We start from the raw sequence: 20,660 nt of genomic DNA, 5'->3' as shown, positions 1-20,660 counted from the left end.
CCGGGACCTAGGCCAGCGCCCGGTCGGGCTGGAGCCGCCGGAACATCGCCATCACCGATGGCAGCACGAACGGCGTGAGCAGGATGTCCCAGAGCAGGGCCACGCCGATCACCTGGAGCAGCTCACCGATGCTGAGTGACGGGTCGCGCAGCAGGATGCCGCTGATCGCGAAGACCGAGGTGCCGACGAACGACGAGGCCGCGACCGTGGCGACGACGGCCGTCGCGGTCGGCCGGACGTCCTGGCGGACCCGGCCGGCGACGTAGCCGACGACGACGAGGGCGAGCGCCCAGCGCCCGGCGATGTGGTCGGCGGGCGGCGCGAGATCGAGCGCGACACCGGCGACGAAGCCCAGCACCGCCGCGAACTGCGGACCCCGGGTGAGCGCGGCGCCGACGACGACGAGCAGGCAGAGGTTGGGGACGATGCCGTCCCACGCGAAGTGCGGGAACACCGACACCTGGAGCACCAGGGCCAGCGACACCGCGACGACCGCGACCAGCGCACGCACGGCACTCATCCCAGGCTCCCGTCGGCCTCGATGACAGCCCGTTCGCTCGTCGTGCCGGACGGGACGACGACGCCGACCAGGTCGAGAGCGCCGAAGTCGACGAACGGCCGGATCACCGCGCGCTGCGAGGTCTCGCGCAGGCTGCTGTAGACGCTGGTCACCTCGCCGACCGGCACCCCGGAGACGTAGGGCCCGCCGGCCTGGCTCCCCCAGGTGACGACCGTGTCGTGCTTGGCGGGCACGGCGGTGTCGTCGACCAGCTCGAGGTCGAGCCGGCCGTCGCTGCCGAGCACCCCGCGCCCGTGCAGGAAGCCGACCTCCATGCTCCGGCCGACCCGGCCGCCGACGACCGAGTCGGAGTCGACGATCAGCAGCACGGTGGCGGTGGTGCGGGTGACCCGGAGGACCCGGCCGACCAGCCCGTCGTTGTTGACCACGGTGAGGTCCGGGCGCAGCCCGGCGTCGGAGCCGGCGTCGATGGTGACCGTGCTCGAGAACGACTGCGACGAGCCGAGGCCGACCACGCGCGCCGGGACGAGCGAGTAGCCGAGGCTCTGCGCGGCGGCGGTGAGGCCGTCGTACTCCTCCAGGCGGTTGCGGTCGTAGTCCTGGCTGTTGACCTGGCCCTTCAGCCGGGAGTTCTCCGCCTGCAGGGCCATCAGGTCGTCCTGCATCGAGTCCTTCGAGCGGAACCAGTGGGGTACGGCGGTGAACGGCCGCACCGCGGCGGCCGTCGCGACCTCGACGGGCCCGAAGACCTCCCCCGCGGCCCGGCGGGCCGGCTCCAGCGGCGAGTCGGAGCCACCGCGGTAGTCGAGGGTGATCAGGGTCAGGCAGGCGAGCACCAGTGCGACCAGCAGCGCCGGCGACGGGCGGAAGCGGTCGTCGAGACTGCCGCGCCAGCGGCGTTCGCGTGCCATCAGGCGCGCCTCCGGTCGCTGACCAGGACCTGCTGCAGGGCCTCGAACTCCTCGACGCACTTGCCGGCACCGAGGGCCACGGAGGTGAGCGGGTTCTCGGCGACGTGCACGGGCATGCCGGTCTCGTGGCGCAGCCGCTCGTCGAGGCCGCGCAGGAGCGCACCGCCGCCGGTGAGCACGATGCCGCGGTCCATGATGTCGCCGGCCAGCTCGGGCGGCGTCTGGTCGAGGGTGCTGCGGACGGCGTCGACGATCGCGTGCAGCGGCTCCTCGATGGCCTGGCGGACCTCGGCGCTCGAGACGACGACCGTCCGCGGGAGACCGGAGACCATGTCGCGGCCGCGGATCTCGGCCTCGGGCTCGTCGGGCAGCGGGAACGCCGAGCCGAGGGTCATCTTGACCTCCTCGGCGGTGCGCTCGCCGAGCATGAGGGAGTACTCCTTCTTCATCCACGCGACGATCGCGGCGTCCAGGTCGTCGCCGGCGGTGCGGATCGACAGGCTGGTCACGATGCCGCCGAGCGAGATGACCGCGACCTCGGTCGTGCCCCCGCCGACGTCGACGACCATGTTGCCGGTGGCCTGGTGGACGGGCAGCCCGGCGCCGATCGCGGCGGCCATCGGCTCCTCGACGATGTAGACCCGGCGGGCGCCGGCCTGGTAGCCGGCCTCCTTGACCGCGCGCTGCTCGACGGCGGTGATGCCGCTCGGCACGCAGATGACCATCCGCGGCTTGGCGAAGTAGCGCCGGCGGTGCACCTGCTGGATGAAGTAGCGCAGCATCTGCTCGGTCGCCTCGAAGTCGGCGATCACGCCGTCCTTGAGCGGCCGGACGGCGGTGATGTTGTCGGGGGTGCGCCCGATCATCCGCTTCGCCTCGTGGCCGACGGCGAGGATCTCGCCGGTCGTGTCGTTCAGCGCGACGACGCTCGGCTCGTCGAGCAGGACGCCCTTGCCGCGGACGTAGACCAGCGTGTTGGCCGTGCCGAGGTCGACGGCCATGTCACGGCCGATGAAGCTGTTCGCCATGCTGTCGCCTTGTCACTGGGTGCACGGGTGGTGCTCGTGGGGAAGAAGTGACAACAGGCTACGAAGCCCGGGCGGGGCTCAGCGGCAGGACACGCGGCCCCACCTGCGGGAATTCACTCGGGCGGCGGGTCACCGAGGGCCGGCCCGGGGTCCTCGCGGCGCATCCAGTCCCGCCAGTCGTCCTCGGGGACGTCGACGCACGGGTCGGCGACCAGCTGGATCGCCACGTCCCCCCGGGTGTTCACCCGAGGGAGGTCCCACAGGCGCGCCGACACGTCGCCGTCGCGGACCAGCACGTCGTCGCCGCCGGTCCCGGTGATCTCGAGTCCGCTGGCCTCGGCGGCCGCCCGGAGCCGGTCGACCAGGCGCTCCGGTGCACCCGGCCGCGCCGTCAGCTGGACGCTCGCGACGTACTGGAAGTCGGCGTAGCCCTCCGGGAAGATCGAGGTGCACCCCTCCCAGCCGCCCTGCGTCTCCACGACCTCGCCACCCACGGCCTCCTGGGTGGCGGCGACCAGGCCCGCGGCGGTCGCGGCGACGTCGTCGCGCTGCGCGAGCAGCGCGGTCTCGGCCTCGTCGGGGTCGACGTCGTCGCCGAGGAACGGCGGCGTGCACGCGGCCACGAGCAGCACCACCGACCCGGCCAACGCCAGGGCCGGCCACCCCGGCCCGCGGCTCACGGCTTGCCGTCGGTGTCGGGTGCGGTGGGGTCGCGGTCCCACTCGGGGTCCTGCGGGCCGTCGTACCAGGGATCGGTGACCGGGTCGGCGGTGAGCACGTCGTCGTAGTTGCCGCTGACGATCTGGCTGAGGTTGTAGAGCGACTCGGTGTCGGGGTTGAAGTAGGTGGAGTGCTCGCCGAAGTCGAGGTGGTCGGGCCGGTCGATCGACTCGGCCTCGAAGCGGATCGCCCCGAAGTCGTCCTCGGCCGGGTCGTCGCCGAGCCCGGCGCCGTCGAGCACCGACTCGAGGTGGACCCAGCCGTGGTTGCCGAGGTCGGCGACCGGGTCGCGGCTGTTGGACCCCGCCCACACGTGGCCGGGATCGACGCCGGTGTCGGCCGCGCTGTCGGTGTCGCCACCGACGCCGGGGCTGCCGACGAAGACCAGGTCGTCGACGGGGATGCCGTGGTCGTGGGCGGCCAGACCGGTGGTCGTCGACCCGTAGCTGTGACCGATCACCGTGACGTGGGCCGGGTCGCCGTCGCGCGAGTCGCGGAGGCCGTCGAGCATGTCGGCGAGCCGGTCGCCGCCTGCCGAGGCCATGCCCTCACCGGCCACGCCGGCCGCGTCCCAGCCCTCGCCCGCCCAGGGCAGGTTGTCGGGAGCGTCGTACCCGATCCAGCACATGGTCGCGACGCTTCCGGTCCCGTCGACGTTGCGGGTCGCCTCGTAGAGGTCGAGGGTGCGGTCGGCATGGAAGGGCGCGCTCTCGCCGTCGGTTCCGAAGCCCGGCACGGTGATCGCCACGTCCTGGGCGGTGCCGAGGTCGCCGGCCGCGACCGCGACGGCCCCGTCACCGTCGAAGGCGCTCGGGTCGTAGACGTAGAGGGTCGTGGAGACCGGGAGGCCGGTGACCGGGTCCGTGCCGTCCTCGATGGTTGTGATCGCGTCCTGCGCGGCCCGGGCGTTGTCGAGCCACTGCCGCTCGTCGTCGGTGAGCAGCCCCTGGTCCTCGAGGTTGCCCCAGTCGGCGAGGTCGCGGTCGAGGGAGACGGTGTTGGCGGCGTCGCGCGCCCACGGCGGGATGCCGTCGCGGTTGCCGATCGAGCCGGGCGACGCGGCGATGATCGCGAGCTGCTGCTCGCGGGTCAGCCCGTCCCACCAGCTCTTGACCTCGCTCGGAGGAGCGCCGGACCCGGGCATCGAGTCGAGGGCGCCGTCCGCCGGGTCGGCGACCCCGCCGTACCGGCGCTCGACCTGGTCGAGCGTCTGCACCCGGGCGAAGGCCTCGCGCATGGCCTCCTCCTCGGCCATCAGGTCGGTCGCCCAGCGGTCGAGGTCGGTCTCGTAGGTCCGCACCCGCGCGGCGCAGTCGTCGCAGGCCGCCTGGATGGCGGCGGCGTCGGCCGCCGTGCCGGCGGCGACGCGGTCGCGCAGGCCGGCGATGGTGGTGACGAGGTGGTCGTGCTCGCCGGCGAGGGTGGTCCGGCGCTCGACGAGGGCCTGCATCGCGTCGGCGTGCTGGTCGACCCTGCGCGCGACGCCCCGCAAGGCGAGCGACATCGCGTCGGCCAACCGGCCGGTGGGCCGGATCGCGTCGTGGTACGCCGTGGCGCCCAGCCCGGTCCAGCCGGCGATCCGGGCACTACCGGCCGCGAACGTGCCGAGGTCGTCGACCTGGGCCGAGGCGGCGAGCAGGTCGGCGCCGTACGCGCGGATCCCGCCCGGGTCGACCTCGAGCTCGGGGACGGCCCGCGGTGCGGGCGGCAGGGTGACGACGACGGTCATCGGGCCTCCCGCAGCACGGCGTCGAGGAGGAAGCGGTTGTCCGAGGCCACGGCCTGGTCGGTGCGCACGTAGTCGGCGGCGCTGGTGCGCAGCCCGTCGGCGCGGGCCTCGGCGGTGTCGCCGAGCTCGGTCGCGTGCCGCTGCCACGCGCTCGCGAAACGGGCGGCCGCACCCGAGACGCCGGCCGTGAAGCCGCCGGTCGGGGCGTCGGCGATCTGGCCCGCGGCGGCCTGGAGGTCGAGGTGCTGCTCGTCCCACGACCGGGCAGTGGCGCCCATCGCGAACGGCACGACGTCCATCAGCGGCGAGCCAGCTCGCGGGCGCGCTCGGCGCCGACGGGCAGGGGGTCGGAGGTGACGGTCAGGACGAAGGTGCCGGTCTCGGGTGCGTACGACGCGACCAGCTGGCTCGGGCCGCGGCGGCCGAAGAGGACGTCGACCGCGCCGGACTCGTGCCCCAGCGCCCAACCGCCCTCGCTGAGCGCGGCGGCGAGCGGCACGAGCGGGGAGGTGTCGAGGACGGTGGAGGCCCGGGCCCGCGCGACCACGCTCGCCGGGTCGGGACCGAAGACGAACCGGCTCTCCGGCAGCTGGCCGTCGCCGACCGCGGAGGCCCACGCCCGGGTGGCGATCCCGGTGACCAGGTCGAGGGCGTCGGCCAGGATGCGGCCGGAGACGGGCTCGAGGAGAGGCGCCTCCGGAGGCGTCTCGTCCGGCAGCAGCACGATGTCGACGTCCGGGTGGCGGCGTCGTACGGCGGCGAAGAACGGCGGGAGCGGCGTGCCCCGAGTCTGGAGCTCCATGCCGGGAGGCTGCCCGCCCCGGGCCCCCCGAAACCGTCAGGGCCGGATCGGGCCCGATCGGCGGCCGGTCAGAGGTGCGGGAACCAGATCCCGATCTCGCGCTCGGCCGACTCCGGGGAGTCCGATCCGTGCACGAGGTTCTCGCGGTTGGAGAGCGAGAGGTCGCCGCGGATCGTGCCGGGCGCGGCCTTGCGACCGTCGGTGGCGCCGTTGAGGGCGCGCACCACGTCGATCGCCTCGTCACCCTCGAGCACCAGCGCCACGAGCGGACCACTGGTGACGAACGCGCGCAGCGGCGGGTAGAAGTCGCGTTCGACGTGCTCGGCGTAGTGCTCGTCGGCCTTCGCGGCATCGATCGTGCGGTGCTCCATCGCCACGATCGTGAGCCCCTTGGCCTCGAAGCGGGAGAGCACCTCCCCCACGAGTCCACGGCGGACCGTGTCGGGCTTGAGGAGGACGAGCGTGCGCTGGGTCATGCCTCGCACCCTACAAAGAGGCCGCCCGCCGTACGACGTCGGCCGGGGCGGGTCCGTTCGCGTCCTCCCCGGTGACCGGCTCCCCGGCCACCCGGTGGAGCGGGATGTGGCCGCCCCAGACACCGGCGTCGACGTCCTCGGGCTCGTCGACCGGACCACCGGCGCGGGCCTTCATCGACGCCTCGCGCAGGGGGACGGCGAGCACCGCGGTCGCGGCCAGCTCCTTGCGGGTGCTGGCTCGCAGCGTGGCCGAACGGCCCGGGATCATGTGGTCGACGACCAGGTCGAGCGCGTGCTGACGCTCGCCCGGGTCGTCGACGACCCGCGCCGGCCCGATCACGACCGCCGAGCGGTAGTTCATGGAGTGGTGGAAGGCCGAGCGCCCCGCGACCAGGCCGTCGAGCTCGGTCACGGTGACGCAGACGGTGGCGTCCTGGGCGGCGCGCAGCCAGCCCGCGGCGACCGAGCCGTGCACGTAGAGCGTGCCGTCGGGGTCGGGCCCGTCGAGGTCGATCGCGAACGCGGCGGGCAGCACGACCGGGTGGCTCTGCCCGTCCTCGGCCACGACGACGCCGATGTGGGCGACCAGGGCGTCGGCCAGGAAGGCGTGCAGCTGGTCGCGGTCGGCGACCGAACGGTTGCGGCCGCGGTTGACGGTCGTGCGGGCGGTGGGTTCCAGCGGCGTCGAGGTGGTCACCCCCCTAGGCTGACGCAGAAGTGGCCCGGCCACACGGGCCAATCCAGCACCATTTCGACAGGACACCCGATGACCACGCTGCCCGTCCGGCTGGACCGCTCGCGACCCGGCCCGCTCGGCGCCCAGCTCTCCGCTCAGATCCGCGAGCTGGTCACCACGGGCACGCTCGGGCGCGGCGACCGGCTCCCGAGCAGCCGGGCGCTGGCCGCCGAGCTCGCCGTCAGCCGCTCGGTCCCGGAGCAGGCCTACGAGCAGCTGGTCGCCGAGGGCTGGCTCGAGACCCGGCACGGCGCCGGCACCTTCGTCGCCTCCGGCAGCACCCGTCGTACGCCGGCTCCCCGGCGTCGCGGCGTCACCGCCCCCGCCGAGCTGGTCCGACTCGACGCCGGGACCCCCTGGATCGACCCCCGGCACGCGGCCGGCTGGCGGCGCGCCTGGCGCGACGTCTCGACGGCCCGGCCGCCCCGGGGCTACGACGACCCGCGCGGCATCCCGGAGCTGCGCGCGGCCCTCGCCGACCGACTGGCCCGCACCCGAGGCGTCGTGGTCGACCCGGACGAGGTGGTCGTCACCAGCGGCACCACCGACGGGCTGCGGCACGTCCTCACCGCGCTGCGCCCCGGACCGGTCGGCCTCGAGGACCCCGGCTACCGGGCCGCGGTCGAGACGGTCCGCGGCCTCGGCCGGGAGGTGCGCGACCTGCCTGCGGCCGCCACCATCAGCGACCTGACCGGCCTGGTGGCCGCCTACGTGACGCCGGCCCACCAGCACCCGCTCGGCCGGGTGATGCCGGCGGCGGACCGGCTGACCCTGCTCGAGGCCGCCCGCGCCGAGGACACGATCCTGGTCGAGGACGACTACGACTCGGAGTTCCGCTACGACGTCGCCCCCGTCCCGGCGCTGGCCACGCTCGACCCGGCCCGGGTCGCCTACCTCGGCACCGCCGCGAAGTCGGTCGCGCCCTCGCTGCGGCTCGGCTGGCTCGTCGCGCCCCCGGACCTGCTCGACAGGGTCAACGCGCGCCGTCTGGTCACCCACGACGGCGCCCCGTGGCCGGTGCAGCGCGCCTTCCTCTCCCTGCTGCGGGACGGGTACGTCGACAAGGTCGTCCGCACCGCCCGCCGGGTCTACGCCGAGCGCGCCCCGCGGGTCGCGGCGGCGCTCGCGCCGTACGCCGAGCTGGCCGGACCGCTCGCCGGCATGTACTCGACCTGGCTGCTCCCCCAGGCCGACGCGGTCCGCGCGCAGGAAGCGGCGCGACGGGCCGGCTTCGAGGTCAACCTGCTCTCCGGCTACTGCCGGTCGGCGAGGCTGACCGGCCTGGTGGTGGGCTTCGGTGGTGTCACCGACGAGGAGCTGGACGCGGCGCTGGCCGCGCTGGTGTCAGCCCTCCGCTGAGCTGTCGAAGGCGGCGTAGGCCGCCGCCCGCTCGCGCTCGATCTTGAGCCCGAGGAAGTAGGCCGTGCCCCACAGCAGGGCGAAGACCGCACCCAGGAAGAACATCAGCGGGATGACCACGCCGAGCGCGATCGCGGCGCCCTGCACCACCCAGCCGGCGCCGTACGCCCACTCGCTGCGGAGCAGGCCGGCGAGCAGCAGGCACGCGGCGGCGAGGCCGAGCCCGATCCAGAGCGCGGTCGAGACCGCGACGTCGGCGACCGACACCATCACGGGTGTCGTGAGGCCGAGGGTGATCGCCTCGAGGCAGAGGATCGCGGCGCACATGCCGCGGCGCGGCGACCGCGCGGGAGCCTCGCTCATCGGGGTCCCCGCGGCGTTGTCGGACGGACGAGCAGGGCGCGGGCCTCCCCGACGGTGACGACCGAGCCGGTGACGAGCACGGCACCCGAGCCGAGCCCCTCGCCGAACGCGGCTCCGGCCTCGGCCAGGGTGGCGGCGGCCTCGATCGCGCTGCCGAGGTCGGGGGTCACCGAGACCCGGTCCTCGCCGAAGACCTCACGGGCGACCGCGGCGAGCTGCTCGGCCGGGAGCGAACGCTCCGTGGAGTTCTGGGTGCAGACGACGTGGGCGAGGTGCGGCTCGAGGGCCGCGAGCAGGCCCTCCTGGTCCTTGTCCGCCATCACGCCGACCACGCCGATGAGCGGGTTGAACGTGAAGGAGTCCTCCAGCGCCGCACCCAGAGCCTCGGCACCGTGCGGGTTGTGCGCCGAGTCGAGCACCACGGTGGGGCTGCGGCGCACGATCTCGAGGCGGCCGGGCGAGGTGACCTCGGCGAAGGCGGCGCGGACGACGTCCTCGTCCAGCGGCTGGTCGCCCACGAAGGCCTCGACCGCGGCCAGGGCGACGGCGGCGTTCTGGGCCTGGTGGGCGCCGTACAGAGGCAGGAACACGTCGTCGTAGCGGGCCCGCAGCCCCTGCAGCGACAGCATCTGGCCGCCGACCGCCGGGGTGCGCGCGGCGACGCCGAAGTCGAGCCCCTCGCGGACCGCGGTCGCGCCGACCTCGGTGATCCGCTCGAGGAGGACCTCGTCGACCTCGGGCGACTGCTGGGCGAGCACGGCGATCGAGCCCGGCTTGATGATCCCGGACTTCTCGACCGCGATGTCGGCCGGCGTGCTGCCGAGGTAGGCCGCGTGGTCGACGGCGACCGGCAGCACCACGGCGACCGCGGCATCGACGACGTTGGTGGCGTCCCACGACCCGCCCATCCCGACCTCGACGACCGCGACGTCGACCGGCGCGTCCGCGAACGCGGCGTACGCCATGGCGACGACGGTCTCGAAGAACGACAGCGGGTGCTCCTGGCTGTTGTCGACGATGTGGGTGTACGGCGCGACGTCGTTGAAGGCGTCGACGAACTCCTCGTCGGTCAGCGGCTCCCCGTCGATCGAGATCCGCTCGCTCATCCGCTCGACGTGGGGGCTGGTGAACCGGCCGGTGCGCAGGTCGAGCGCGCGCAGCAGGGTGTCGATCATCCGCGACGTCGAGGTCTTGCCGTTCGTCCCGGTCAGGTGGATCACCGGGTAGCCGGCCTGCGGGTCGCCGAGCAGCTCGACGAACGCACGGATCCGGTCCAGCGAGGGCTCGAGCTTCGTCTCGGGCCAGCGGGACAGGAGGGCGTCCTCGACCTCGTCGAAGGTCGTGGCGAGTCGGGGGGTGTCAGGCGCGTCAGTCATGTCTCGCCGATTCTAGGGCGCGCACAGGCGCGCACCCCGGTCGAGGCGGTTGAACCCGCAACCGGTTTCTCGGCGAGACCTGTCGCAAACTAGGATTTCGCGCATGACCGAGACACAGAGCAAGGCACCGGAGCCGACCCACGCCGAACGGCGCGCGGTCGTCGTACCGGACAAGCCCGCGCTCGAGGGTCTCGAGGCGACCTGGAGCGAGCGCTGGAGGGCCGACGACACCTACGCCTTCGACCGCACCCAGCCGCGCGAGAACGTCTACTCGATCGACACGCCGCCGCCGACCGTGAGCGGCAGCCTGCACGTCGGCCACGTCTTCTCCTACACGCACACCGACCTGATCGCGCGCTTCCAGCGGATGCGCGGCAAGTCGGTGTTCTACCCGATGGGCTGGGACGACAACGGGCTGCCGACCGAGCGCCGGGTGCAGAACTACTACGGCGTCCGCTGCGACCCCTCGCTGCCCTACGAGGCCGGCTTCACGCCGCCCGAGAAGCCCGACCCGAAGAAGCAGGTGCCGATCAGCCGGCCCAACTTCATCGAGCTCTGCGAGCAGCTGGTCGTCCAGGACGAAGAGGTCTTCGAGTCCCTGTGGCGCACCCTCGGCCTCTCGGTCGACTGGAAGCAGCACTACACGACCATCGGCGCCAAGGCGCAGACCGTCAGCCAGCGCGCGTTCCTGCGCAACTTCGCCCGCGGCGAGGCCTACCTCCAGGAGGCGCCGACGCTCTGGGACGTCACGTTCCAGACCGCGGTCGCGCAGGCCGAGCTCGAGGCCCGCGAGTACGCCGGCGCCTACCACCGCATCGCCTTCCACCGGCCCGACGGCACCCCCGTGTTCATCGAGACGACCCGGCCCGAGCTGATCCCGAGCGTGGTCGCGCTGATCGCGCACCCCGACGACGAGCGCTACCAGCCGCTCTTCGGGACCACGGTCACCAGCCCCGTCTTCGGCGTCGAGGTCCCGGTGGTCGCCCACCCGGCCGCCGAGATGGACAAGGGCGCGGGCATCGCGATGTGCTGCACGTTCGGTGACCTCACCGACGTCACCTGGTGGCGCGAGCTCGCCCTCCCGGTCCGCACCGTGATCGGCCGCGACGGCCGGCTCTCCCGCGAGACCCCGGCCTGGCTGAGCAGCGAGACCGCGGCCGCGGCGTACGAGGACCTGAAGGGCAAGACCACCTTCTCCGCCCGCGAGGTGATGGTCGCCAAGCTCCGTGAGTCCGGCGACCTCGACGGCGAGCCGAAGCCCACGCAGCGGATGACGAACTTCTACGAGAAGGGCGACAAGCCGCTCGAGATCGTGGCGACCCGCCAGTGGTACATCCGCAACGGCGGCCGCGACGCCGGCATCCGCTCGGAGATGCTCGCACGCGGTGCCGAGATCCAGTGGTTCCCGGCCCACATGAAGCACCGCTACGACAACTGGGTCGGCGGCCTCAACGGCGACTGGCTGATCTCACGCCAGCGCTTCTTCGGCATCCCGTTCCCGGTCTGGTACCCCCTCGACGCCGAGGGCGAGCCCGACTACGAGCACCCCCTGCTCCCCCGCGAGGACGAGCTGCCGATCGACCCGTCGACGGTCGCGCCGAGCGGCTACAGCGAGGACCAGCGCGGGAAGCCGAACGGCTTCCTGGGCGACCCCGACGTGATGGACACCTGGGCCACCTCGTCGCTGACGCCGCAGATCGCCGGCGGCTGGGAGTCCGACGACGACCTCTGGCAGCGCGTCTTCCCGATGGACCTCTGCACCCAGGCGCACGACATCATCCGCACCTGGCTGTTCTCCCGCGTGGTGCGAGCCGACTACGAGCACCACGTCGCGCCCTGGTCGCACGCGCTCGTCTCCGGCTTCATCCTCGACCCCGACCGCAAGAAGATGTCGAAGTCGAAGGGCAACGTCGTGGTCCCGACCGACATCCTCGACAAGTTCGGCGCCGACGCCGTCCGCTGGCGGGCGGCGATGGCCCGCCCGGGCCTGGACTCGCCGTTCGACGAGACGCAGATGAAGGTCGGGCGCCGGCTCGCGATGAAGGTCCTCAACGCGTCGAAGTTCGTCCTCGGCGGTGTGGGCGCGACCAGCGTCAACCCGTTCGAGGTCTCGGAGGCCATCGACTGCTCGCTGCTCGGCCGGCTGGCCGAGGTCGTGACGGCGGCCACCGACGCCTTCGAGGCCTACGACTACACCTCGGCCCTCGAGACCACCGAGAAGTTCTTCTGGGAGTTCTGCGACGACTACCTCGAGCTGGTCAAGGAGCGCGCGTACGACGAGGACGGCGGCGCGGCCACCGCATCGGCGCGGGCCACCCTCGCGATCGCGCTCGACGTGCAGCTGCGACTGCTGGCGCCGTTCCTGCCCTACGTCACCGAGGAGGTCTGGTCGTGGTGGCGCTCTGCTGACTCCGGGGGGAGCTCGATCCACCTCGCCGCCTGGCCGACCGTCGTCGAGCTCGGCTCGGCCGCCGCGGCCGACCCGAGCATGCTGGACGCGGTCGCCGCCGCCCTGATCGGCATCCGCGGCGCGAAGTCCAGCGCCAAGGTGTCGATGCGCGCCGAACTCTCGCGGGTGGAGATCTCCGGACCCGAGGCGCTGGTGCGGGCCGCGGAGCTGGCGGCCGACGACCTGCGCAAGACCGGCAAGATCACCGGCGACCTGGTCTTCACGCCCACCGAGGGCTCGACCGAGCTCGCGGTGGCCGCGGAGCTGGCGCCCGTCGCGGAGTGACCCGCCGGCGTCAGTGACCCCGGTCGTGGCCGTGCTCGGGGGCTGCCCCCGATCGACGAGTCGGCTTCGCCGACTCGTCAGGCAGACTTCTTCTTCTTCTCGGTCTCGCGCGGGATCAGGGTCGGGGCCACGTCGTCGAGGACGACCTCGCCGGTCACGATCACGCGGGCGATGTCGCCGCGCGAGGGGACCTCGTACATCACGTGGAGGAGGACCTCCTCGATGATGGCGCGCAGACCGCGGGCGCCGGTGCCGCGCTCCATCGCCTTGTCGGCGATGGCCGCGATGGCGTCCTCGGTGAACTCGAGCTCGACACCGTCGAGCTCGAAGAGCTTCTGGTACTGCTTGACCAGCGCGTTGCGCGGCTCGGTGAGGATCTGGATCAGCGCCTCCTGGTCGAGCTTGGTGACGCTCGCGATCAGAGGCAGCCGGCCGATGAACTCGGGGATCAGGCCGAACTTGGTGAGGTCTTCGGGACGCACCAGCGACAGCAGGTCCTCGGCCTCCTTCTCGGCCGCGCCCCGCACCTCCGCGGTGAAGCCGAGGGTCTTCTTGCCGACCCGCTGCTCGACGATGTGCTCGAGCCCGGCGAAGGCGCCGCCCACGACGAAGAGGATGTTCGTGGTGTCGATCTGGATGAACTCCTGGTGCGGGTGCTTGCGACCCCCCTGCGGCGGCACCGAGGCGGTCGTGCCCTCGATGATCTTCAGCAGCGCCTGCTGGACGCCCTCACCCGAGACGTCGCGCGTGATCGAGGGGTTCTCGGCCTTGCGGGCCACCTTGTCGATCTCGTCGATGTAGATGATGCCGGTCTCGGCCTTCTTGACGTCGTAGTCGGCGGCCTGGATCAGCTTGAGCAGGATGTTCTCGACGTCCTCGCCGACGTAGCCCGCCTCGGTGAGCGCGGTCGCGTCGGCGATCGCGAACGGGACGTTGAGCATCCGGGCCAGCGTCTGCGCGAGGTAGGTCTTGCCGCAGCCGGTGGGGCCGATCACGAGGATGTTGGACTTCGCGACCTCGACGACCTCCTCCTTGCTGTGCTTGCCCGAGATGGGCTGGAGGCCGGCCTGGACCCGCTTGTAGTGGTTGTAGACCGCGACCGCGAGCGACTTCTTGGCCTGCTCCTGGCCGATGACGTAGGAGTTGAGGAACTCGAAGATCTCCTTGGGCTTGGGCAGCTCGTCGAGGCTGACCTCGGTGCCCTCGCTCAGCTCTTCCTCGATGATCTCGTTGCAGAGATCGATGCACTCGTCGCAGATGTAGACGCCGGGGCCGGCGATCAGCTTCTTGACCTGCTTCTGGCTCTTTCCGCAGAAGGAGCACTTCAGCAGGTCGCCTCCGTCACCGATACGTGCCACGGGGTCATCCTCCGGTTGGTCGAGCTCTGCGGGTCGTACGAAAACCTGTCCGACGGTACTCCGTGCCGCCCCCGGTTCGTGGCCGGACACGACGAACGGTGTCGGAGCGTCAGCCGGTCACCGCGGGGGTGCCCTTGAGGGACTGGAGCACGGCGTCGATCAGGCCGTACTCCACCGCTCCCTCGGCGGTCAGGATCTTGTCGCGCTCGATGTCGCGGCTGACCTGCTCGATGTCGCGGCCGCTGTGGTCGCTGATCATCTTCTCGAGCAGCTCGCGCATGCGCAGGATCTCGTTGGCCTGGATCTCGATGTCGGACGTCTGGCCGAACGTGCCCTCGGTGTAGGGCTGGTGGATGAGGATCCGGCTGTTGGGCAGCGCCAGCCGCTTGCCGGGGGTGCCGGCCGCGAGCAGGATCGCAGCCGCCGAGGCGGCCTGCCCGATGCACACGGTCTGCACGTCGGGCTTGATGAACTTCATCGTGTCGTAGATCGCCGTCAGCGCGGTGAACGAGCCACCGGGGCTGTTGATGTAGATGCTGATGTCCTGGTCGGGGTTCATCGACTGGAGGCACAGCAGCTGGGCGATGACCGCGTTGGCCACGTCGTCGGAGATCGGGGTACCGAGGTAGATGATGCGGTCCTCGAACAGCTTGGCGTAGGGGTCGATGCGGCGGAAGCCGTACGACGTGCGCTCCTCCCACTGCGGGATGTAGTAGTTCATCGAGGGGCTCAGCTCAGGGGTGGGTGCAGACACGCGGATCAGTCCTTCTGCCGGGCGGGCCGGCCGTCGTCGGCGGCTTCGCGGGCGCTCTTGACGACCTGGTCGACCAGGCCGTAGTCCTTCGCCTGCTCGGCGGTGAACCAGCGGTCGCGGTCGGCGTCGTTCTCGACCTGCTCGACCGTCTGGCCGGTGTGCTCGGCGATGAGCTCGAGGAGCACCTTCTTGATGTGCAGCGACTGCTGCGCCTGGATCTTGATGTCGGAGGCGGAGCCACCCATGCCGGAGGACGGCTGGTGCATCATGATCCGCGCGTGGGGCAGGGCGTAGCGCTTGCCCTTGGTGCCGGCGCAGAGCAGGAACTGGCCCATGGACGCGGCCAGGCCCATGCCGACGGTCGCGACGTCGTTGGGGATGTAGTTCATGGTGTCGTAGATCGCCATGCCCGCGTCGACCGAGCCACCCGGCGAGTTGATGTGCAGGAAGATGTCGGCCTCGGGGTCCTCGGCCGAGAGCAGGAGCAGCTGGGCGCAGATCGCGTTGGCGTTCTGGTCGCGCACCTCGGAGCCGAGGAAGACGATCCGCTCGCGCAGCAGCCGCTGGTAGATGTGGTCGTCGAGGACGTTCATCCCGCCGCCGCCGTTGAGCTGCGGAGCGTGGGTCCCCGGGTCAGAGGCAGGCCTGGAGTTCTGGGTCACGATGCGACCCTAGCCGGAAGGATCGACAGTTCCACGGCCAATCCCCCGGTGTTCGCCGACAGCAGATTTACGAGCGCCCCGCGGGCTCGACAGCGGCCTTGAGCCGGGAGACGGTCTCGGCCATGCCGGCCTCGAGCTCGTCGGCGTGGCTCTCGCTGCCGCCGAGGGCGAGCGGGGCGAAGACCTTGCTCATCCGGGTCACCCGCTTCGGCACCGGCCGCCGGTGCACGACCTGGGTGCCCTCGCCGTCGGGTGCCAGCTCCCAGATCCACCGGGCGCCGCTCGACGTCGTGTCCCAGGCGACGACGCGGCCGGGCTCGAGCTGCGACACGACGCTGCGCGTGGGCCAGACCACCGCCTTGCGCCGGTTGATGCCGAGGTACCACTGCCCGACCCGCAGGCCGCCGGGCTTGAGGGCCACCATCCGCACCAGCTCGGGGCTCCAGTCGGGCATCCGGGCGAAGTCGGTGAGCAGCGCCCACACCCGGTCGGGGGGCGCGGCGATCATCGCCTCGGCCCGGAGCTCTCGGTCGGCTCTCATGCCCGGATCATGCCAGCCACTCGCGCAGGGCCCGGTGGACCTCCGGGTGGTTGAGCAGGCCGAAGTGGTCGGTGCGGCCGAGGTGCAGGACGGTGGCGCCCGGGAACAGCTGCTGCCCGTGGCGGTCGCGGCCGTACGCCGACGGCACTCGCACCAGGAAGTCGCCGACGACGTGGCCGACCGGGTGCCGCTTGTCGGCGGTCACCGTGGCGGCCACGAGCCGGTAGCGCGCGTGCGGCAGCGGCGGCACGTCCTCGGCCAGCCCGGCGACCAGGTCGTGGACGCCGACCGAGCGCCAGTCCAGGATCCGCCCGAACGGCGCGGTCTCCGGCAGCTTGCCGAGCCCGCGGCTGCCGTGCCCGATGCCGCGGGCGATCGGCGCGCCGAGGTGGGGCGTGCCGAGGGTGACGACGTCGGAGACCAGGTCCGTCCACGGCGTCTCGACCGGGCTCGCGACCGCGCCGGCCGCGCGCACGATCAGGCCGCCCATGGAGTGGCCGACCAGGGCGATCCGGGTGACCGGGACCGGCCACTCCTCGACCAGCCGCTGCATCAGCGCGGAGAGAGCGACGCCGTTCGCCCGCAGCCCGAGCCCCGTGTTGACGCGCAGGAAGACCGGCGTCCACCCCTCGTCCGTGAGCATCTCGCCGTACGTCGTGCCGGCGCGCTCGCGCCCGCGGTCCCAGTAGGACTCGTTCTCGCAGAGCCCGTGCAGGAACACCGCGACCCGGCCGGTGGCCTCGGGGAACGTGCCGGCGAGACCGTCCCGGTCGAGCGGCACGTCGGCGCCGTGCGCCCGCACCGCCATCGAGATCGCCATCCGCGGCCGTTCCTCGACGAGGCGGTCGCCGATGAGGCCGTTGACGGCCGAGCTGACGAAGCGCCCGCGCGGGCCGTCCTCGAGCCGTGGGCCGACTCCGGTCCCGGCGACCTTGCCGAGCCCGGCCGAGGCGGCGCGCAGCCCCAGGCTCATGCCGCCGTACACCGCCGACGTGATCGACCGCCCGGGGTACCCGCCGAACCGGTCGGCCCACGCGTCGTGGGTGTCGCGCACGCTGCGGACCACCAGCTCGTCGGCCACCTCGGACAGCAGCGAGAGGGCGTCGAGGACGCCGGGGCCACTCGGGGCTCGAGTCCGGGCTCGGGTCTGGGCGCGGGTCGGGGCCATGACGGGAGCATAGGCGCTCAGTGAACGGTCGTGCACTAACCGCACCGGGGTGTGGTTCCTGTGGTTGGATTTGCCCATGGTGCGGCCATGCTCCGGGTGACCCTGCGCGGGTCAGGTCTGCCGACGGTGACCCTCGGCTCGGGCGAGACGCTGCTCTTCGGCCGCTCCCCCCACCAGTCGATCCCCGACGGTGACGCCGACGACGCGCTCCGCACCACCGCGATCGCGCTCCCCCGCTGCGCGCCGCACGTCTCCCGGCTGCTGGGCGAGCTCGTCGTCGGCGAGGAGATCGCCCGGCTGCGCTGGCACGGGTCGGGCGAGACCCAGGTGTCCAGCCTCTTCGACGCGCCCGGCGGCGCGCGGCGGGTCACGCTCGCGGAGGGCATGTCGCTGCTCCTCGACGAGGGCGAGAACCAGCTCGTCGTGATGCGCGGGCGCCAGACGTCGGCCACGACGTACGACGACCTCGCGATCGTCGTCGAGGTCACCTCGTCGGTCCCCGAGCCCGCGCCCCGCCCGGCGCCGTCCACCGAGGACCTCGCCGGCGAGACGGTCACCGCGCCGGCGCCGCACCTGCCGCGCGAGTCGCGCGAGTGGTACGTCGCGCTGGCGCTGGCCGAGCCGTGGCTCTCCGGCACCGACGACTACCCGCGCCCGCCGTCCAACCGGGAGATCTACGAGCGCATCCTGGAGTGGCACGGCTACGCCTGGAACCTCGAGCGCGCGCAGCGGGTCGACGACGCCATCCGCTCGATCTCGGCCCTCGCGTTCGGCCCGAAGGACGACCCGTTCCGGGCCGGCACGGGTCGCGCGCAGAACGTCCGCTTCGCGATCGGGCGTCGTACGGCGGAGGTCCGGCTGGTCACCGTCGAGGACCTCGAGCTCGCCGACCGGGCCGCAGCACGGCGGAACGTTCCACCCGCCTCGCCCTAGTCGCCCGGCTCCGGCCGTGCCTACCGTCCGTGAGGACCCCAAGCACAGACAGGAGCAGGCCGATGAGCCAGAGCATGCAAGGGATGGACACCGAGCACGGCCGCGAGGTCGGGCAGAACATGGGCCAGCAGGCCGGCCAGGTCGCCGGGATGGTCGCCAACATCAGCGCGATGATCCAGGGCCTCACGTGGCAGGGCAGCGACCGGCAGAACTTCGAGAGCGACTGGCACGGCAGCTTCGCACCCCAGGCCAACAACGCGGCGCAGACCCTCGACGAGCAGGGCCGCGTGCTGATCGTGCACGCCGACCGGCAGGACGCCGCCAGCAGCTGACGCACCCGCACGCACCTCCCGACAGCAGGGCCGCCGGACCGCCGGCGGCCCTGCTGCCGTGTCGGGAAGGCCTCGAATCCCTGTCTACAGAGCGGAACCTTCCACCCCTCCAGCCATCGACGCGGTGCGGCCGGCGTGCCTACGGTCCGGGGCATCGCCACCCATCGGGGGGTGGCACGGACGAAGGAGCAGCCGATGTCGTTCCTCGGCGCAGACACCGACGAGCTCAGGGATGCGGGCCAGGTCTGCCAAGACGGCAAGGAGACCACCGACCAGGTGATCACCTACCTCAAGGCCCTGATCGCGATCCTCCGGGCCGCGTCGTTCTTCAGCGGCGGCGCGAGTGCCGCCTACGCCACCTACCTCGAGACCGTCGTGGTGCCGTGGCTGCAGAAGATCTCCATGGCGCTGGGCATGTTCGCCCAGGTCCTCAACGCCAACGCCGAGGCACAGGACCAGGCCAGCCAGGGCGAGTCGGTCGACTTCGGGTCGCTGCCGACCTACACCCCGCAGGCCACCGGCGACACCGCGGTCCAGCCGTTCGCGGGCACCATCATCGGCGACGCCCTCCAGGGCATCGCGATCGTCAACGCGATCGCCGACGCCGTGGACGGCGACGGCAGCACGGACACCGGCACCGCCGCGTCGGTCGACCCCGCCATGTGCGGCACCCCCACCGCGATCGGGTCCGCCACCGGCCTCGACGGCGCGCTCGACAAGGGACAGGCCCACGTCGCCCACACCCCGGACGGTGGTCAGGGCATCGGCGGCGCCACGCCGGGCGGCGGCAGCGCGGGCGGCGGGAGCATCCCGGCCGGTGGGGGCGACACGTCCACCCTCGGCTCCAGCACCATCGGCGGTGGTGCGGACGGCGGCGTCAACAGCGACGGCTCCCCCGCCTCCCACACGTCCGGCTCGACGGCCGGTGGCTTCGGCGGCGCGACCCCGGGCGCCGACAGCCTCGGCACGATGGGCCACACCGGCACGGCCGACGCCGCGACCGCGGGCACCGGCTCGCCGTCGTACGGCGCGGCGGCCGGCATCGCCGGTGGCGCGGCGGCGGCCGGCCTCGGTGGCGCGGCCCTCGCGGCCCGCGGCTCCGGCGGCAACGACCCGGCGATCGACCAGCTCGCCAGCCGGAACGGGCGCGGCAGCAGCGGTCCCCAGGTCAAGGAGCTCCAGGACAAGCTCACCGCGGCCGGCTACGACACCCGCGGCTCGGACGGGCAGTGGGGCTCGAACACGCAGGCGGCGTACAACGCGTACCGCGCCGACCACCCGCTGCAGATCACGCCGGGCAGCGGCTACACCGCACCCAGCGGGTACGACTACACCCAGATCAGCGGCGTGCGCGGCAACGCCAACGTCACCCCGGAGTTCCTCCGTGGCGTCGAGGGTGTCGCTCAACGGGTGGGTGCCCGGCCCGAGCACCTGCTGGCGGCGATGAGCTTCGAGACCGGCGGCACCTTCGCGGCCGACGTCAAGAACCCGCACAGCAGCGCCACCGGGCTGATCCAGTTCATGGACGGCACCGCCAAGGGCCTCGGCACCACGACGGCCGACCTGGCCCGGATGACGCCGACCGAGCAGCTGCCGTACGTCGAGCGCTACTTCGAGCCGTTCCGAGGTCGCCTGGGCGATCTCGAGAGCGTCTACACCTCGATCCTCTCCGGGCACCCGCACGCCGCCGGCGAGACGTTGTTCAGCCAGGGCACGGCGGCCTACTCCGCCAACGCCCCGCTGGACTTCGACCACGACGGCCGGATCACCACCGACGAGGCGACCTCCGCGGTCCGCAACCGGATGGGAGGCCGCTAGTCCCCCACGAGCAGTCCCTCCCACCAGAACTCAGTAGAAGCAACGAACGAGACGAAGGAGCAGAACCATGGCCATGAAGGGTATGGATGTCGAGGCCGGCCGTCAGTCGGCCCAGCAGATCACGCAGGGTGCCTCCGAGCTCGAGCAGCTCACGGGCCGCCTGACCCAGGTGATCGAGGGCTTCGAGTGGATCGGCCCGGACGCCGAGCGCACCCGTCAGTCCTGGCAGTCGGACTACCGCACGATGCTCACCCAGGTGACCAACTCGCTGCAGGAGTTCTCGACGCTGATCAACAACCAGGCCCAGGAGCAGGAGCAGGTCTCCAACTAGGACCTGCTC

General features: G+C 72.5%; 22 protein-coding genes. 6 read left to right on the top strand and 16 right to left on the bottom strand.

Annotated elements, in window-relative coordinates:
- Positions 1-7 precede the first annotated feature (7 nt).
- The 9 genes from mreD to PD653B2_RS00670 all read right to left on the bottom strand — a co-directional run bounded on the left by mreD (position 8) and on the right by PD653B2_RS00670 (position 6,883).
- On the bottom strand, positions 8-520 hold the full coding sequence (gene mreD / locus PD653B2_RS00710) for a rod shape-determining protein MreD (RefSeq protein ID WP_085870412.1): 513 nt from the start codon (positions 518-520) through the stop codon (positions 8-10).
- A complete protein-coding gene (gene mreC / locus PD653B2_RS00705) occupies positions 517-1,431 on the bottom strand; it encodes a rod shape-determining protein MreC (protein ID WP_085870411.1) in 915 nt (304 codons plus the stop codon). The genes mreD and mreC overlap by 4 nt, the downstream gene beginning before the upstream one ends.
- A complete protein-coding gene (locus tag PD653B2_RS00700; RefSeq protein WP_085870410.1) occupies positions 1,431-2,459 on the bottom strand; it encodes a rod shape-determining protein in 1,029 nt (342 codons plus the stop codon). The genes mreC and PD653B2_RS00700 overlap by 1 nt, the downstream gene beginning before the upstream one ends.
- Before the next feature lie 113 nt (positions 2,460-2,572).
- Positions 2,573-3,139 (bottom strand): hypothetical protein, encoded by a 567-nt coding sequence (locus PD653B2_RS00695; protein ID WP_085870409.1) that lies wholly within the window; start codon positions 3,137-3,139, stop codon positions 2,573-2,575.
- Entirely contained in the window at positions 3,136-4,908 is a 1,773-nt protein-coding gene (locus tag PD653B2_RS00690; RefSeq protein WP_085870408.1) for an alpha/beta hydrolase, read from the bottom strand. The genes PD653B2_RS00695 and PD653B2_RS00690 overlap by 4 nt, the downstream gene beginning before the upstream one ends.
- Complete coding sequence (locus tag PD653B2_RS00685; RefSeq protein WP_085870407.1) at positions 4,905-5,207, bottom strand: hypothetical protein; 303 nt, start codon at positions 5,205-5,207, stop codon at positions 4,905-4,907. Before PD653B2_RS00685 ends, PD653B2_RS00690 begins: the two co-directional genes overlap by 4 nt.
- Positions 5,207-5,710 carry a hypothetical protein gene (locus PD653B2_RS00680; RefSeq protein ID WP_085870406.1) on the bottom strand — a complete coding sequence of 168 codons (504 nt, stop codon included), beginning with the start codon at positions 5,708-5,710 and terminating at the stop codon, positions 5,207-5,209. The genes PD653B2_RS00685 and PD653B2_RS00680 overlap by 1 nt, the downstream gene beginning before the upstream one ends.
- Before the next feature lie 68 nt (positions 5,711-5,778).
- Positions 5,779-6,186: a nucleoside-diphosphate kinase gene (ndk, locus tag PD653B2_RS00675; RefSeq protein WP_085870405.1), complete on the bottom strand. Its 408-nt coding sequence runs from the start codon at positions 6,184-6,186 to the stop codon at positions 5,779-5,781.
- 10 nt (positions 6,187-6,196) lie between these two features.
- Complete coding sequence (locus PD653B2_RS00670; RefSeq protein ID WP_085870404.1) at positions 6,197-6,883, bottom strand: pyridoxamine 5'-phosphate oxidase family protein; 687 nt, start codon at positions 6,881-6,883, stop codon at positions 6,197-6,199.
- A 69-nt stretch (positions 6,884-6,952) separates the two neighbouring features.
- On the opposite strand from PD653B2_RS00670, the gene PD653B2_RS00665 reads away from it, so the two are divergent.
- Positions 6,953-8,281 carry a PLP-dependent aminotransferase family protein gene (locus PD653B2_RS00665; RefSeq protein ID WP_085870403.1) on the top strand — a complete coding sequence of 443 codons (1,329 nt, stop codon included), beginning with the start codon at positions 6,953-6,955 and terminating at the stop codon, positions 8,279-8,281.
- Here the strand turns inward: PD653B2_RS00665 and PD653B2_RS00660 are convergent.
- Both PD653B2_RS00660 and folC read right to left on the bottom strand, forming a co-directional pair.
- Entirely contained in the window at positions 8,267-8,644 is a 378-nt protein-coding gene (locus tag PD653B2_RS00660; RefSeq protein ID WP_085870402.1) for a DUF4233 domain-containing protein, read from the bottom strand. The genes PD653B2_RS00665 and PD653B2_RS00660 overlap by 15 nt on opposite strands.
- On the bottom strand, positions 8,641-10,020 hold the full coding sequence (gene folC / locus PD653B2_RS00655; RefSeq protein WP_085870401.1) for a bifunctional tetrahydrofolate synthase/dihydrofolate synthase: 1,380 nt from the start codon (positions 10,018-10,020) through the stop codon (positions 8,641-8,643). The genes PD653B2_RS00660 and folC overlap by 4 nt, the downstream gene beginning before the upstream one ends.
- A 94-nt stretch (positions 10,021-10,114) precedes the next feature.
- On the opposite strand from folC, the gene valS reads away from it, so the two are divergent.
- Complete coding sequence (valS, locus tag PD653B2_RS00650; RefSeq protein WP_414689145.1) at positions 10,115-12,754, top strand: valine--tRNA ligase; 2,640 nt, start codon at positions 10,115-10,117, stop codon at positions 12,752-12,754.
- A gap of 77 nt (positions 12,755-12,831) precedes the next feature.
- On the opposite strand, the gene clpX is transcribed toward valS, so the two are convergent.
- From clpX to PD653B2_RS00625, 5 genes are all read right to left on the bottom strand, one after another.
- Positions 12,832-14,112, bottom strand: coding sequence for an ATP-dependent Clp protease ATP-binding subunit ClpX (gene clpX / locus PD653B2_RS00645; protein WP_085870399.1), 1,281 nt, complete (start codon positions 14,110-14,112; stop codon positions 12,832-12,834).
- 109 nt (positions 14,113-14,221) lie between these two features.
- Positions 14,222-14,833 (bottom strand): ATP-dependent Clp protease proteolytic subunit, encoded by a 612-nt coding sequence (locus PD653B2_RS00640; RefSeq protein ID WP_085870398.1) that lies wholly within the window; start codon positions 14,831-14,833, stop codon positions 14,222-14,224.
- A 38-nt stretch (positions 14,834-14,871) separates the two neighbouring features.
- Complete coding sequence (locus PD653B2_RS00635) at positions 14,872-15,459, bottom strand: ATP-dependent Clp protease proteolytic subunit (RefSeq protein ID WP_085870397.1); 588 nt, start codon at positions 15,457-15,459, stop codon at positions 14,872-14,874.
- Between the two features lie 136 nt (positions 15,460-15,595).
- Positions 15,596-16,069 carry an SRPBCC family protein gene (locus PD653B2_RS00630; RefSeq protein ID WP_085870396.1) on the bottom strand — a complete coding sequence of 158 codons (474 nt, stop codon included), beginning with the start codon at positions 16,067-16,069 and terminating at the stop codon, positions 15,596-15,598.
- 7 nt (positions 16,070-16,076) lie between these two features.
- On the bottom strand, positions 16,077-17,237 hold the full coding sequence (locus PD653B2_RS00625; protein ID WP_165763270.1) for a lipase family alpha/beta hydrolase: 1,161 nt from the start codon (positions 17,235-17,237) through the stop codon (positions 16,077-16,079).
- An 87-nt stretch (positions 17,238-17,324) separates the two neighbouring features.
- Here PD653B2_RS00625 and PD653B2_RS00620 point away from each other — a divergent pair, with 87 nt between their 5' ends.
- From PD653B2_RS00620 to PD653B2_RS00605, 4 genes are all read left to right on the top strand, one after another.
- Positions 17,325-18,170: a hypothetical protein gene (locus tag PD653B2_RS00620; protein WP_085870394.1), complete on the top strand. Its 846-nt coding sequence runs from the start codon at positions 17,325-17,327 to the stop codon at positions 18,168-18,170.
- A gap of 62 nt (positions 18,171-18,232) precedes the next feature.
- A complete protein-coding gene (locus tag PD653B2_RS00615) occupies positions 18,233-18,502 on the top strand; it encodes a hypothetical protein (protein WP_133058900.1) in 270 nt (89 codons plus the stop codon).
- 195 nt (positions 18,503-18,697) lie between these two features.
- Entirely contained in the window at positions 18,698-20,320 is a 1,623-nt protein-coding gene (locus tag PD653B2_RS00610; protein WP_085870392.1) for a peptidoglycan-binding domain-containing protein, read from the top strand.
- A 67-nt stretch (positions 20,321-20,387) separates the two neighbouring features.
- Entirely contained in the window at positions 20,388-20,651 is a 264-nt protein-coding gene (locus PD653B2_RS00605) for a hypothetical protein (protein ID WP_133058901.1), read from the top strand.
- Positions 20,652-20,660: the final 9 nt, after the last annotated feature.

It is taken from the genome of Nocardioides sp. PD653-B2, assembly GCF_002117935.1.
Taxonomy (GTDB): domain Bacteria; phylum Actinomycetota; class Actinomycetes; order Propionibacteriales; family Nocardioidaceae; genus Nocardioides.
This window is presented reverse-complemented; position numbering and strand designations above follow the sequence as displayed.